Genomic DNA, 14,144 nt, shown 5'->3' with positions numbered 1-14,144 from the left:
AACGGATGAAATGAGTTCGCGTTTTTCTGTATATATAGTAACGGGTATATTGCTTTTTACCTCTTTCTTTTCGTGTACCGACATGGTGCCGACGAAAGAGGTGAGCCTCATCGATTCGTTGAATGGAAAAGCTTATGCTTTTCGTTACCGGAGCCTGGACTCTTCTTATCAATATGCCGACTATGCTTACCGGAAAGTGAAATTTTATAATTCGGGGAAAGCCGAGGCTTGCAATAATCTGGGGTTTTGCGCTTTCATGAGGATGGACTTCGACCGCGCCGAAACGCTTCATAAAGAAGTGTATAAACTGACCAAAAATGAACTGGAACTGCTCATTGCCGACATCGGATTGATGAAGATCTATCAGCGGACGGCCATGAACAAAGAGTTCTATGATTACCGCAACAGCGCTTTGCGGCGGATGAAGCGCGTTCGTGAAGACAGCGACCTGTTTACCGGACGCCATGAAAGGCTTCGTATGAATTATGCTTTTTCAGAGTTTCACATTGTTTCTTCCATTTATTATTATTATCTCCAACAGCGTCGGGAAGCATTGGCTTCGCTCGGAGAAATACCGGAAGAAGAGATCCGGAATGATACGAGCCAGCTGTTATATTATCACTATATAAAAGGATCGGCTTCGCTTACCGAAGGCAAAACACCCGATGAGCAGAAACTGAATGAGTTCGACGAACTGTACCTGACTTGGCGTTTGTCGGTTCAAAACAACCGGATTTATTTTGAAGGCAACGGGTTGCAGGGACTTGCCAATCTGATGATTCCTTCCGGCAATGTCGACTTCTTCGGAAGCCGGAGAATGCATGCGCTGAATCAGCTCGGATATCCGCACGACTCGCTTCTCCCTTTGCGGCTGGCTCAGCTTTCCTTGCAGAAGTTTCGTGCGTACGATGACTTGTATCAGATAGCGGGAGCCTATGTCACCATCGGCAGGTATCTGAATGTGCACGGCCATTATGCGGAAGCATTGGATACCTTGTCGAAAGCGTTGGAGTGCGTGAACCGGCATCATTACCGATACTATCATTCGAGCGATACGCCGGATAAACTGCGCCCTTATGACGATCGGGATACGACTTGGGATATGGGTGCGGCATGGATTGGAAAAAATAAGGTAAAGACCGTTCCGGAATGGATATCGCGTATCAGGGAACAATTAAGTGTTTCGTATGCCGGGTTGGGACAAAAGGCTGCTTCCGATTACAACCGGAATATTTATCTGGATATACTTAATTATACCCGTCAGGATAAAGAATTGGAGAGTCGATACCTTTCGCTGGAAGCCGGTTCGAGACAGGTGACGCTGGTTCTTCTTTTGGTAATTTCCGGACTGGTATTGGTTATTATTTTATGGTGGTTCTTCAATAAACGTTCCAAAGTAACCAATCTTGCGGAGATAGAACGTCTGCAACGGGTGCTTTCCCTTTGTAAGGATATTACGTCTTCCATACCGATGAACGTACCGTTGATTCAGAAAGGAATCGATCAACTGTTCGGAGAAGGCAGGATGGCTTTGGAAATACCGGAAGACGGGAAAGCGGCATTGGTTCCGTCGGGTCGTTTAAGCCGCGATGAAAGGGCATTGGTGCATGTATTGCAGCCTTATATCGAATGGGCGGTGGACAATGAGCAGATGGTTGCGGTGTTGAGCGATGAACGCAGCCAATTGGAAAAGCAACGGTATATTTACGAACAGCACATTGCCGGAAATAAACGCCGGAATCTGGAAAAGAAGGCTTGTATGGCCATCGTGAACGGTATAACTCCCTACATCGACCGTATTTTGAATGAGGTTCACAAGTTGACCGGCAAGGGATATATCAATAATGAAAAGATAAAAAAAGAGAAGTATCAGTATATCGATGAACTGGTGACTACCATCAATGAATATAACGATATACTTGCCTTGTGGATCAAGATGAAGCAGGGATCGCTCAGCCTCAATATCGAAACATTCGGGCTCGATGAACTTTTTGAGTTGGTGGGAAAGGGGCGCAGAGCCTTCGAGATGAAAAAGCAGAAACTGGAGATAGAGCCTACCGACTTTATGGTGAAAGCCGACCGGGCGTTGACGCTTTTCATGATCAACACGCTGGCCGAGAACGCTCGCAAGTACACTCCGGAGGGGGGACATGTGAAGATTTACGCAAAGGCGGTGGACGAGTATGTGGAGATTTCGGTTGAAGACAACGGAAGAGGGCTTTCGGCGGAAGACGTTGCCCACATCATCGGTGAAAAGGTGTATGATTCTCGCAGCATAGGCATGAAAGATGCGGCCGATCCTGAAGAACTGAAAGAAAACAAGGGGAGCGGGTTCGGACTGATGAATTGCAAGGGAATTATCGAGAAATACAAAAAAACGAACGAACTGTTCCGGGTTTGCTTGTTTGACGTGGAAAGTGAGCCGGGTAAAGGAAGCCGTTTCTATTTCCGGCTGCCTCTGGGAGTGCGAAAGGCGCTGGGAATATTGCTTTGCATGTTGGTTCCCTTCGCATTTCCGTCGTGCGTGCATAAATCTCATCCGGCGAATCCGCAAACGGATACCGTGATGCCCCATATTGCCGACTCTGTTTACGAAGAGTTGCTGGACGAGGCATCCGATTATGCCAATGCTGCCTACTTTGCCAATGTGGATAAAAAGTACGAGACGGCTTTGCAATATATAGACTCTGCGATGACCCTACTCAATACTCATTACAAGAGGTATTCGCGGAGCGCCCGTCCGCATCGGTACATGACGTTGGAAGGTGAGGGGACCGCAGCGGAGATTGTCTGGTGGAACGAACTTTTCGATTCCGACTACCATGTTATTCTCGACATACGCAATGAAGCGGCTGTCGCTTTTCTGGCTTTGAAACGGATCAACGCCTATCGCTACAACAACGCCGCATTTACCGACCTGTATAAGTTGCAGGGGGAGGATAAAAGTCTGGAAGGCTATTGCAGGCAGTTGGAACGGTCGAACAATAACAAAATCGTGGGTATTATCCTTTGCATCGTTTTGCTGATCGTCTCTCTCGTCGGCTATTATTTCCTATATTTAAGAAAGCGGCTGCAGAACAGGTTGAATCTGGAGCAAGTGCTCGAGATCAATCAGAAAGTTTTCGCGGCTTCTTTGATTCGGCCCAAGGAGAACTCCGAAGCGCTTCAACGAGAAGAAGACACGCTTCGGGAGATTCCGCAAAGCATTGTGGATAAGTCGTTCAGAGCGGTGAACGAACTGCTTTCGATCGACAGGATGGGAATTGCCGTATACAATGAGAGCACGCATCAGTTGGAGTATGCTTCACATCCCCGCGGGGAAATGCCGGAATTGGTAGAGCAGTGTTTCGACGTTCGCAGGTATCTTTATGAAGAGAACCGCCGGGCTTTGCCTTTGATGGTGGAGGCGGGAGGAGAGCATCAGTGCGTGGGAGTCTTCTATCTGGAACGAAGAGAAGGAACAGAACAGGAGACCGATCATCTGCTTCTCGAGCTTATCGCCCGCTATGTGGCTATTGTCGTATTCAACGCGGTAGTAAAACTGGCTACCAAGTACAGGGATATCGAGTCGGCGCATGAGGAAGCCCGGCGCGCTTCATGGGAAGACAGCATGCTTCATGTGCAGAATATGGTGCTCGATAATTGTTTGTCGACGATTAAGCACGAGACGGTGTATTATCCCAATAAGATCAAGCAAATCATCGGACGGCTTCATTGGCAGAATCTTCCTGCGGATGAAGAGAAAGAGGCTGTGGAAACCATTACTGAATTGATTGAATACTATAAGGGCATTTTTACGATATTGAGTTCGTGCGCGTCGCGGCAACTGGAGGAGGTGACTTTCAGGAGAAGCACGGTTGAGGTGCGGGAACTTCTGGACGCTACCGCGAAATATTTCCGGAAAGTATCGAAAAACCTGAAAGAGAAAATCGAGTTTGTTACGGTATCCGCCGAAGCAAAAGTGCTGGGTGATGTCAATCAGCTTCGCTTCTTGCTGGAAAACCTGATTGACGAAGCGCTCACAGTTCGCAGCGAAGGAGTGATTCGTTTAGAGGTTCGCGTGGAAGACGAGTTTGTTCGTTTTCTTTTCACCGATACCCGCCGTGAAAAGAGCGTAGACGAACTGAACAGGCTTTTCTATCCCGATTTGGAGCGTATGACGTCCGGAAGCAAAGGCGAGCTTCAAGGAACGGAATATCTGGTCTGCAAACAGATTATCCGCGATCATGACGAGTTTGCCGGACGCAGAGGATGCCGCATCAATGCGGAGCCTGCCGAAGAGGGCGGGTTTACCGTTTACTTTACTGTTCCCCGCAAATAAAAGAAACACACATAAAAAGTTATTTGAATAAGAGAAAATGGAAGAAAAAAAGTTTAAAGTCATCATTGTAGAAGATGTAAAACTGGAATTGAAAGGGACGGAAGAGATTTTCCGCCATGAGATTCCGAATGCGGAAGTCATCGGTACGGCCATGACCGAAAGCGAATTCTGGCCGTTGATGGAGGTTCAATTGCCGGATCTGGTATTGTTGGATCTCGGACTCGGAGGCTCTACCACTATCGGGGTAGAGATTTGCCGAAACATCTTCAAACGTTATAAGGGCGTGCGCGTGCTTATCTTTACCGGCGAAATATTGAATGAGAAACTATGGGTCGACGTGCTGAACGCCGGAGCCGACGGAATCATTCTAAAAACGGGCGAACTGCTCACTAAAACGGATGTTCAGGCGGTGATGGACGGAAAGAAGCTCGTGTTCAACTATCCTATTCTGGAAAAGATCGTAGACCGTTTTAAACAGTCGGTGGTGAATGACGCCAAACGGCAGGAAGCCGTGATAAACTACGACATTGATGAATACGACGAGCGTTTCCTCCGTCACCTGGCTTTGGGATATACCAAAGAAATGATCGCCAACCTGAAAGGAATGCCTTTCGGTGTGAAATCGTTGGAAAAGCGACAGAACGATCTTATCGGCCGGCTTTTCCCGAACGGAGAGCGTGTCGGGGTAAATGCCACCCGTCTGGCTGTGCGGGCATTGGAATTGCGTATTCTTGATCTGGATAATTTGGAAGCGGATGAAGAATAGATGGCGCATACCTCACCCGGCGACGATGTTTTTCCTGCTGACGCTGGCAGTCGTTTTCTTATCGTGGATATGTGATATTTACGGTTTAAAGGTGACATTGCCGCAGTCCGGCGAAGACATTCGTGTGCAAAGCCTGCTGAGTCCCGAAGGGATTCGCTGGTGGTTGCGGAATGCCATCAAGAATTTTACGGGGTTTGCCCCGTTGGGCATGGTGATTATCGCCATGTTCGGCTTGGGAGTCGCGCAACACTCCGGCTTTATTGATGCATGCATCCGCATGGGGGTGGGGAAGAACCATGATAAAAAGAAGATTATTTGGGGAGTGATTATTCTGGGGCTGCTGTCGAATGCCATCGGAGACGGCGGATATATCATTTTGCTCCCTATTGCAGCGATGCTGTTTCAATGGGTGGGGCTTCATCCCATAGCAGGGATTGTGACGGCATACGCGTCGGTGGCTTGCGGTTATAGCGCGAATATCGTGCTGAGTACGGTAGATCCTCTGCTGGCCCATATCACTCAGGAAGCAGCCTTGACATTGATCGGATATCAAGGCAACACAGAACCGCTCTGCAATTACTTCTTTATGAGCGTGTCGACTGCGGTGATTGCCGGTGTCGTTTATTGGGTTACGATACGTTATCTGCTTCCTGCTTTGGGTGAATACGGAGGAAAGGTGAAAGTAGAAGCCTATCGGCCCTTATCGCGCAAAGAACGCCGGGGAATCATGATGTCGGTGGTTGTGGCGGCTATTTATGTGGCGATCATTTTATGGCTGACTTTTTCTTCTTACGGCATTCTGCGCGGTGTAAACGGCGGACTCATGCACTCGCCTTTCATTGCAGGCATTCTCTTCCTGCTTTCTTTGGGAATAGGAATCACGGGTATGGCATACGGGTTCAGCTCCGGCAACTATCGTGGCGACAACGATGTGATCGAAGGCCTTACCCTTCCGATAAAGCTATTGGGCGTTTATTTCGTCATCGCTTTTTTCGCGGCGCAAATGTTCGCTTGTTTCGAATATTCCCATCTGGATAAATGCCTGGCCATCATGGGAGCCGATTTATTGTCTTCGTTTGAACCCGCTCCGCTCTCCGCGCTTGTTTTATTCATCGGCTTCACTACCTTTGTCAACCTGATTATGGTATCCGCTACCTCGAAGTGGACTTTCATGTCATTCATTTTCATTCCGATATTTGCCCAAATGGGTATTTCTCCGGACGTCACTCAATGTGCATTCCGAATCGGAGACAGTTCGACGAACGCCATCACTCCTTTTCTGTTCTATATGCCTCTGGTGCTGACTTACATGCGGCAATACGATAAAAACATCACTTATGGTTCGCTGTTGAAATACACATGGAGGTATTCATTGTGTATATTATTGGTATGGACCCTCTTGTTTGTATGTTGGTACTTGTCGGGTTTGCCGATGGGATTGTAGATTTTGGAAAAAATATATATCTCTATCCGGATTTCTTCTTTCAATTTTCCCGGTAACACGTGTATTGCAATATTCTTCCGATAAGACGTTCGATCGGTAAGCGGTTGACAAATAAATAATAAAGATTTTTATTCATAAAAAAATGGCGGAATGTTTTTGAGATTCTATAAAAAACACTACCTTTGCACCGCAATTAAGGATGGTTCCGTAGCTCAGCTGGATAGAGCAACGCCCTTCTAAGGCGTGGGTCAAGCGTTCGAATCGCTTCGGAATCACAGCTCACAGGCAAGTAGTCGATTAAAAGACTGCTTGCCTTTCGTCATTTATATGATTATCAATTGATTACTACCTTTACTTTTCAGGGGAAAATCGTGCGGTGTTTCGCAAAATTGTAGAAAACATGTAGAAAATACTATGAAAAAATCTGTTTTATAGAATTATTCCTGTATAATATTCTATAATTCAAAGTTATTACCTATATTTGCAATAAAGAAAAGAAGAATGAGAATTGTATCACATAAACGATTAAAAGAGTTTTACGAAACAAAAGGTCATGAGGATTGTCGTATCGCTCTTGAACGTTGGTATGATATTACAGAAAAAGCAGAATGGAAAACCCTTTCTGATATAAAGGTGGATTTTCCCGCTACTGATTATGTCGGTAACCAGCACTATGTTTTCAATGTCAAAGGAAACAATTACCGCTTGGTTGTAGTGATCAAGTTTACAATCGGATATATCTTTATCCGCTGGGTCGGTACTCATAAAGAATATGATAAAATAGATTGTTCAACTATATAAAGGAAGAGAAAGTTATGAGTAATATTACAAGAGAGCAATACGAATTTGCATTGGCAAGAGTAGAGGAACTTTTGCCATTGATTGACGAGAACACCCCTGCAAATGATAAAAAATCGGTAGAGCTATCCGTTGTTTCAGACATAGTGATAGCTTACGAAAAAGAACACTATCCGATAGAAAAGCCAACTGTAGCTGAGTTGATCGAATTTTCTTTGAATGAAAAAGGGATGACTCAAAAGCAACTTGCCGGTGAAATAGGTGTAAGTCCCTCACGAGTGAATGATTACATATCAGGGCGTTCGGAACCTACTTTGAGAATAGCGCGATTGCTTTGTCGGGTACTTAATATCTCTCCTGAGGCAATGTTGGGATACTGATCGCTTAAGATGCTCTTGCGAATAACCTTTTTGAGCAATACGAATAGAAATAATATTTATTGGCTTTAGAGCTATAGCCCTAAACTTGAGCTGAGCGAAAAATCAATGTTCTGGGTAAGAAAGATTCTCCTTAAGATCAGCTTTATTCAATGTAACGATTGAGGGTAAATGATATTATTTTATGATTCGAGGGGACATTCCCGAACTATGGGTCAAGCGTTCGAATCGCTTCGGAATCACAGTGAAGCAGTTACTCCGGTAGCTGCTTTTTTTGTTGTCCGGCTAAAGGAACGAACGTTATATAGCATTCAAAAAATACAAAAAACCTAAAATTATTATATGCCTTTCTATTATTACTTTTACTTTTGAGAGAATAATAACTAAAAACACATTAAAATTATGAAGAAATTAATTCCTTTATTTGTCTTTTGTATAACTGTATCCGGTCTTTTTGCACAAAATGATCCTAACCAACTGAAAAAAGAAGGGGGAAGCGCGTTTAATGCGAAAAACTATCCGGTAGCATATGAGAAGTTCAGCGAATACCTGAAACTTACCGATAATAATGACTCTGCAGTGGCTTATTATTGCGGTATTGCAGCGGATAAGCTGAAGAAGTATGCGGAAGCGGTAACTTATTTCGATATAGCTATTCAGAAGAATTATAATACGGGAAATTCATACGTCCGCAAAGCGATGGCTTTGGAAGCGCAGCAAAAAAATGATGAATATGTGGCAACTTTGGAAGAGGGGCTAAAGGCTGTTCCGGGCAACGAGGCGCTGGAAAAAAGCTATGGCGTTTATCTGCTGAAAGCAGGAGTTAACGCTCAAAAAGCCGGTAAACTTGCCGAAGCCGAAGAGTGTTATAAAAAAGTAAGCACGCTGAACAACAAGAAATATAAGACAGATGCTTTGTACAGCCTTGGTGTTCTGTGTTATAACAATGGCGCCGATATTCTGAAGAAAGCCGCTCCGCTAGCTAATACCGATGCAGAGAAATATGCGGCTGAAAAAGCTGTTGCCGATGCCAGATTCAAAGAATCGGTCGGTTACTTGGATGAAGCGGCGAAAGTTTCTCCGGAGCGAGCCGAAATAAAGCAGATGCTTACTCAGGTGAAAAGCGCAATGTAATTTTTGATGAAACTCGCATAGCGGAAACATTCTTTTCTGCGATTGTTTCCGGAAGTTGGGGCTGGCCGAAGTGGGCAACCCCTTTCTTTTGCTTGCCGTTTAAAAGTGAAAAAGGTGGAATCGTCCTTATTTCCAAGCAGGTAAAGCAATATTCTCAAGTTGATTGAATGATATTTCGTTATCGGGTTTTCTTCAAAGATTCTCTGCTCATCTCTAAGCCTGTCATGCTTGATTCTGAAACTCGCCCGTCTTTGTTTTCAAAGCCCGCCGTCTTTGTTTTCAAAGCCCGCCGCCTTTTTTTCAAAGCCCGCCGTGTTTTTTTCAAAGCCCGCCGCCTTTTTTCCGAACCACGGTAACGAATAAAAAAGCAACCTTATGTGTTTTTTTATCGCATTCTGTTTCGTACATTTGCTCATCTTTATTTTGTTTCAACAAGAAGAAAGCTATATGCGATTATATACCAAAAATCAGGCTATCGGTCGGATGAATGAATTGGGGAAGAGCGGTTCACCCTTCGTTTTTATTATTAATTATGCCCGGAACGCCTCTTATATAGAAGAAGTGTCGTCGGTAGACGGCAACGAAGTGCTGTACGATCTGAACGGCTTCAGCAACCTTAGCGGGAAAGACCGAAGAGAGTGTTCGGTTCCTTCGGCGGAACCCGTTTTATGGAAACCTTTTCCGGAATCTTTCGAAGCATACCGGCGTTCGTTTCAAGTGGTCAGGCAAAATATTCTGGCGGGAAACAGCTTTCTGACCAACCTGACTTGTTGCACGCCGATAGAGACAAATCTGAGTTTGAAAGACATTTTCTTTCGGTCGAAAGCGTTGTATAAACTTTGGGTAAAAGACTCGTTCACTGTCTTCTCTCCCGAAATATTCGTTCGGATACGGCAGGGGAGAATAAGTTCTTATCCGATGAAAGGAACCATCGACGCCACTCTGCCCGATGCGGCCCGGATGTTGATGGAAGACCCGAAGGAAACTGCCGAACATGCCACCATTGTCGATTTGATCCGCAACGACCTGAGCATGGTAGCCGAACAAGTCGCGGTATTCCGCTACCGATATATAGACGAGTTGCAGACTAATCGGGGAAGGATTCTTCAAACAAGTTCCGAAATTCAGGGAGTTTTGCCGGAGCGTTTTCAGGAAAGACTGGGAGAAATCGTCTTCCGGCTTTTGCCTGCGGGATCGATTACCGGCGCGCCTAAAAAGAAGACAACGGAGATTATCGCCGAGGCGGAAACTTACGAAAGAGGGTTTTATACCGGAGTCATGGGATATTTCGATGGCGACGTACTGGATAGCGCCGTCATGATACGTTTTGTGGAGCAGGAGGGAGGAAAGCTCTTTTTCAAAAGCGGGGGCGGCATCACTTGCCGGAGTGAAGCGAAAAGCGAGTATGATGAAATGAAGCAAAAAGTATATGTGCCTATTTATTGAAACCATCAGGATAGAGAACGGACGGATATGCAATCTCGACTATCATGCCGCGCGGTTCAACCGCACGCGTGCGGCTTTCGGGAAAGATTCCGCTCCGGTTGCCCTGTCCGATGTGGTCTCGCCACCTTCTGCGGAAGGCGTTTATAAATGCCGTGTGGTGTACGGCGAAGAGATTGAAGAGGTGACATACGCTCCTTACCGGATGAGGGAGGTAAGTTCCTTGCGCCTGATTGCTTCGGACACGATCGACTATACTTATAAAAGTGCCGACCGGAGCGAACTGAATGCTTTGTTCGGGCAAAGAGGTCGGGCAGATGATGTATTGATTGTGAGGAACGGATACCTGACGGACACTTCGATAGCCAATGTGGCTCTTTACGACGGCAACAAGTGGTGTACTCCGGCTTTTCCTTTGCTGAAAGGTACCAAGCGTGCGGAACTTCTGGATAAAGGTCTGATAGTAGAACGGGAAATCACGTGGCTGCAATTAGGCTGCTTTTCACGTATCATGCTGTTCAATGCCCTGATCGACTGGGAGCGACTCATTATTCCGGTGGACGGAAACAGCTTAATGCTATAGCGATAATTGCCTGTTTTGTGTGTTTTTTAAAATAAAATTCGTACGTTTGTAGGTGAATCATTGAAAACAATTAAAATGAATGCACCTTTTATCTTCCGGTTTTTAAAAGATCTTTCGGCGAACAACAATCGCGAATGGTTTAACGAACACCGGGAAGAATATGAGACAGCCCGCAATGAGTTTGATAAATTGCTGGAGGCCGTCATCGGACGTCTCTCACTCTTCGACGAAACAATCCGGGGAATCCGGCCGAAAGACTGTACGTACCGTATTTACCGCGACACACGCTTCTCTGCCGATAAAACCCCTTACAAGAATCATTTCGGCGGCTACATCAATGCGAAAGGCAAGAAATCCGATCATTGCGGTTATTATATACATTTGCAGCCCGGCGGGTGTATGCTCGCGGGAGGAAGCTACTGCTTGCCCCCGAATGTGTTGAAGGCTGTCAGACAATCTATTTACGACAACGTGGAAGAATACATCTCGATTGTAGAAGATCCGGAGTTTAAAACATATTTTCCCGTTGTGGGCGATGATTTCCTGAAGACTGCTCCGAAAGGATTTCCGAAAGACTTTCCTTACATCGACTATTTGAAGTGCAAGCAATATATTTGCGCGCATGAAGTGCCCGACGACTTTTTCACCCGTCCCGGCGCTTTGGACGAAATAGAAAAGGTGTTCAGGCAATTCAAGCGTTTTGCCGATTTTATCAACTATACCATCGATGATTTCGAATGACTGAAACTTTAAAATATATACATTAAAAAGAGAGATTATTATGATAGTAGATACGTTAGAAAACATTGAGAAATACGTGGTTTTGAATCCTTTGTTCGCACAAGCTGTCGAGTTTTTGAAATCGCACGACCTGCAAGCCATGGAAGCGGGCAAAACAGAAGTGAAAGGGAAAGAGCTGGTAGTCAATATCGTCCGGACAAAGCCTAAAAAGAAAGAAGAAGCCAGGCTCGAAGCCCACAGGGAGTTTATCGATATTCAGCTGCCTTTGTCGGGGACTGAAGTCATCGGGTATACTCCTTTGGCCCGTTGTGTTCCGGCAGACGCTCCGTTTAATGCCGAAGACGATATCGTATTTTTCGACGGAGCGGCCGAAACCTACGTTTCCCTGAAACCGGGGATGTTCGCTATCTTCTTTCCGCAAGACGGACATGCGCCCGGCATTACCCCCGACGGCGTGAAAAAAGTAATCGTAAAAGTGAAAGCATAACCTTTTATTCTGCTCTGATATGGAAAAGACTCTGAATCTTATTAAAAATGATCCCTGGCTGGAACCTTATGCCGAAGCGATTATCGGTCGTTACGGGCATGCGTTGAAAAAGGAAGCCGAGTTGACCGACAAAGGGAAGCAAAGCCTTGCCGACTTTGCTTCGGGTTATCTTTATTTTGGATTGCATCGCACAGTGCAAGGATGGGTTTTCCGTGAATGGGCGCCAAACGCTACACATATTTATCTTGTAGGCACATTCAATAACTGGGAAGAACAGGCTGCTTATAAGCTGAAAAAGCTGAAAAACGGAAACTGGGAAATCAATCTCCCCGAAGAAGCTATTCATCACGGCGATTTGTACAAGCTGAACATCTATTGGGAAGGCGGACAGGGCGAACGCATTCCGGCATGGGCCAATTATGTGGTTCAGGATGAACGCACTCATATATTCAGCGCACAGGTATGGGCGCCCGAGAATCCGTATCGATTCAAAAAGAAAGCGTTCAAGCCGAACACTTCTCCTTTGCTTATTTACGAATGCCACATCGGAATGGCGCAAAACGAAGAGAAGGTAGGCAGCTATGCCGAATTCCGCGAAAAAATTCTTCCGCGTGTAGCCGAAGACGGATACAACTGTATTCAGATTATGGCCATACAGGAGCATCCTTACTACGGAAGTTTCGGTTATCACGTTTCCAACTTCTTTGCGGCCTCTTCAAGATTCGGCACTCCCGATGAGCTGAAAGAACTCATCGATACGGCTCATGAAATGGGCATTGCCGTCATCATGGATATCGTACATTCGCATGCTGTGAAGAATGAAGTGGAAGGATTGGGCAATTTTGCCGGCGATCCTCACCAGTATTTTTATCAGGGCGAGCAGCGTGAGCATCCGGCTTGGGACTCTCTATGCTTTGATTACGGCAAAAACGAAGTGATTCACTTCCTGCTGTCTAACTGTAAATATTGGTTGGAAGAGTACAAATTCGACGGGTTCCGCTTCGACGGAGTTACTTCCATGCTTTATTACAGTCACGGATTGGGCGAGGCTTTTTGCAATTACGGCGATTACTTCAACGGTCATCAGGATGATAATGCCATTTGTTATCTGACGTTGGCCAATAAGTTGATTCATCAGGTGAACCCGAAGGCGATAACCATTGCCGAAGAAGTATCGGGGATGCCGGGACTTGCCGCCAAAGCGGAAGACGGCGGCTACGGATTCGATTACCGCATGGCGATGAATATTCCCGATTACTGGATTAAAACGATCAAAGAGAAAGTGGACGAGGACTGGAAGCCTTCGAGCATGTTCTGGGAAGTGACCAATCGCCGTCGGGACGAAAAGACCGTTTCGTATACCGAAAGTCATGATCAGGCATTGGTAGGCGATAAGACGATCATTTTCCGCCTGATCGATGCCGATATGTATTGGCACATGCAGAAGGGAGACGAGAATTATGTGGTTCACAGAGGAATAGCTTTGCACAAAATGATTCGCTTGTTGACCGCATCCACTATCAACGGCGGTTATCTCAACTTTATGGGAAACGAGTTCGGGCATCCCGAATGGATCGATTTCCCGCGTGAAGGAAACGGATGGTCGTATAAGTACGCCCGCCGTCAGTGGGATTTGGTGGACAATAAGAATCTGGCTTATCACTATCTGGGGGATTTCGACAGGGAAATGCTGAAGGCCATCAAAAGCGTGAAGGACTTTCAGGCAACGCCGGTTCAGGAAATCTGGCACAACGACGGCGATCAGATTCTGGCTTACGCGCGCAAGGATTTGCTGTTTGTATTCAACTTCAATCCGAAGCAGTCGTTTACCGACTATGGTTTCCTCGTTGCTCCCGGAGCGTATGAAGCAATCTTGAATACGGACAGCGTGTCGTTTGGCGGAAACGGTTTCGCCGATGATTCCGTCGTTCACTTTACCATCGCCGACCCCTTGTATAAGAAAGAAAAGAAAGAATGGCTGAAACTTTATATCCCCGCCCGTACCGCAGTGGTGCTGAGGAAGAAGAAGTAGGCGAGCGGAGATGTGTAG

Annotated in this window: 11 protein-coding genes and 1 tRNA gene; all 12 read left to right on the top strand. The window is 46.0% G+C overall.

Annotated elements, in window-relative coordinates; translation table 11 throughout:
* The first annotated feature begins 10 nt into the window (after positions 1 to 10).
* The 12 genes from C234_RS0103215 to C234_RS0103155 all read left to right on the top strand — a co-directional run bounded on the left by C234_RS0103215 (position 11) and on the right by C234_RS0103155 (position 14,126).
* Positions 11 to 4,321 (top strand): DUF5113 domain-containing protein, encoded by a 4,311-nt coding sequence (locus C234_RS0103215; RefSeq protein WP_081688102.1) that lies wholly within the window; start codon positions 11 to 13, stop codon positions 4,319 to 4,321.
* A 37-nt stretch (positions 4,322 to 4,358) separates the two neighbouring features.
* Positions 4,359 to 5,087: a DUF5932 domain-containing protein gene (locus tag C234_RS0103210; protein WP_021645822.1), complete on the top strand. Its 729-nt coding sequence runs from the start codon at positions 4,359 to 4,361 to the stop codon at positions 5,085 to 5,087.
* Entirely contained in the window at positions 5,077 to 6,531 is a 1,455-nt protein-coding gene (locus C234_RS0103205; protein WP_027324587.1) for an AbgT family transporter, read from the top strand. The genes C234_RS0103210 and C234_RS0103205 overlap by 11 nt, the downstream gene beginning before the upstream one ends.
* Positions 6,532 to 6,732: 201 nt before the next feature.
* A tRNA-Arg gene (locus tag C234_RS0103200) sits at positions 6,733 to 6,806 on the top strand.
* A gap of 226 nt (positions 6,807 to 7,032) precedes the next feature.
* Entirely contained in the window at positions 7,033 to 7,332 is a 300-nt protein-coding gene (locus C234_RS0103195) for a type II toxin-antitoxin system HigB family toxin (RefSeq protein ID WP_027324586.1), read from the top strand.
* Positions 7,333 to 7,346: 14 nt separating this feature from the next.
* Positions 7,347 to 7,709, top strand: coding sequence for a helix-turn-helix domain-containing protein (locus C234_RS0103190; RefSeq protein ID WP_027324585.1), 363 nt, complete (start codon positions 7,347 to 7,349; stop codon positions 7,707 to 7,709).
* 399 nt (positions 7,710 to 8,108) lie between these two features.
* A complete protein-coding gene (locus C234_RS0103185) occupies positions 8,109 to 8,840 on the top strand; it encodes a tetratricopeptide repeat protein (RefSeq protein ID WP_027324584.1) in 732 nt (243 codons plus the stop codon).
* Between the two features lie 447 nt (positions 8,841 to 9,287).
* Positions 9,288 to 10,286 carry an aminodeoxychorismate synthase component I gene (locus C234_RS0103175; RefSeq protein ID WP_027324583.1) on the top strand — a complete coding sequence of 333 codons (999 nt, stop codon included), beginning with the start codon at positions 9,288 to 9,290 and terminating at the stop codon, positions 10,284 to 10,286.
* The gene (locus C234_RS0103170; protein WP_027324582.1) at positions 10,270 to 10,866 is read left to right on the top strand and encodes an aminotransferase class IV family protein; all 597 of its coding nucleotides are present in this window, start codon (positions 10,270 to 10,272) and stop codon (positions 10,864 to 10,866) included. Before C234_RS0103175 ends, C234_RS0103170 begins: the two co-directional genes overlap by 17 nt.
* A 75-nt stretch (positions 10,867 to 10,941) precedes the next feature.
* A complete protein-coding gene (locus tag C234_RS0103165; protein ID WP_021646997.1) occupies positions 10,942 to 11,607 on the top strand; it encodes a DUF2461 domain-containing protein in 666 nt (221 codons plus the stop codon).
* Between the two features lie 40 nt (positions 11,608 to 11,647).
* Entirely contained in the window at positions 11,648 to 12,094 is a 447-nt protein-coding gene (locus C234_RS0103160; protein WP_027324581.1) for a NanQ anomerase/TabA/YiaL family protein, read from the top strand.
* 19 nt (positions 12,095 to 12,113) lie between these two features.
* Positions 12,114 to 14,126 (top strand): alpha amylase C-terminal domain-containing protein, encoded by a 2,013-nt coding sequence (locus C234_RS0103155; RefSeq protein WP_027324580.1) that lies wholly within the window; start codon positions 12,114 to 12,116, stop codon positions 14,124 to 14,126.
* Positions 14,127 to 14,144 lie beyond the last annotated feature (18 nt).

It is taken from the genome of Bacteroides pyogenes DSM 20611 = JCM 6294, from assembly GCF_000428105.1.
Lineage (GTDB): Bacteria > Bacteroidota > Bacteroidia > Bacteroidales > Bacteroidaceae > Bacteroides > Bacteroides pyogenes.
Note: the sequence above shows the minus strand (reverse complement) of the source record. Positions and strands in the feature narration are given on the sequence as shown.

Coding starts and splice junctions, on each gene's coding strand:
- C234_RS0103215 (WP_081688102.1), top strand. CDS start 11: ATGAGTTCGCGTTTTTCTGTATATATAGTAACGGGTATATTGCTTTTT.
- C234_RS0103210 (WP_021645822.1), top strand. CDS start 4,359: ATGGAAGAAAAAAAGTTTAAAGTCATCATTGTAGAAGATGTAAAACTG.
- C234_RS0103205 (WP_027324587.1), top strand. CDS start 5,077: ATGAAGAATAGATGGCGCATACCTCACCCGGCGACGATGTTTTTCCTG.
- C234_RS0103195 (WP_027324586.1), top strand. CDS start 7,033: ATGAGAATTGTATCACATAAACGATTAAAAGAGTTTTACGAAACAAAA.
- C234_RS0103190 (WP_027324585.1), top strand. CDS start 7,347: ATGAGTAATATTACAAGAGAGCAATACGAATTTGCATTGGCAAGAGTA.
- C234_RS0103185 (WP_027324584.1), top strand. CDS start 8,109: ATGAAGAAATTAATTCCTTTATTTGTCTTTTGTATAACTGTATCCGGT.
- C234_RS0103175 (WP_027324583.1), top strand. CDS start 9,288: ATGCGATTATATACCAAAAATCAGGCTATCGGTCGGATGAATGAATTG.
- C234_RS0103170 (WP_027324582.1), top strand. CDS start 10,270: ATGTGCCTATTTATTGAAACCATCAGGATAGAGAACGGACGGATATGC.
- C234_RS0103165 (WP_021646997.1), top strand. CDS start 10,942: ATGAATGCACCTTTTATCTTCCGGTTTTTAAAAGATCTTTCGGCGAAC.
- C234_RS0103160 (WP_027324581.1), top strand. CDS start 11,648: ATGATAGTAGATACGTTAGAAAACATTGAGAAATACGTGGTTTTGAAT.
- C234_RS0103155 (WP_027324580.1), top strand. CDS start 12,114: ATGGAAAAGACTCTGAATCTTATTAAAAATGATCCCTGGCTGGAACCT.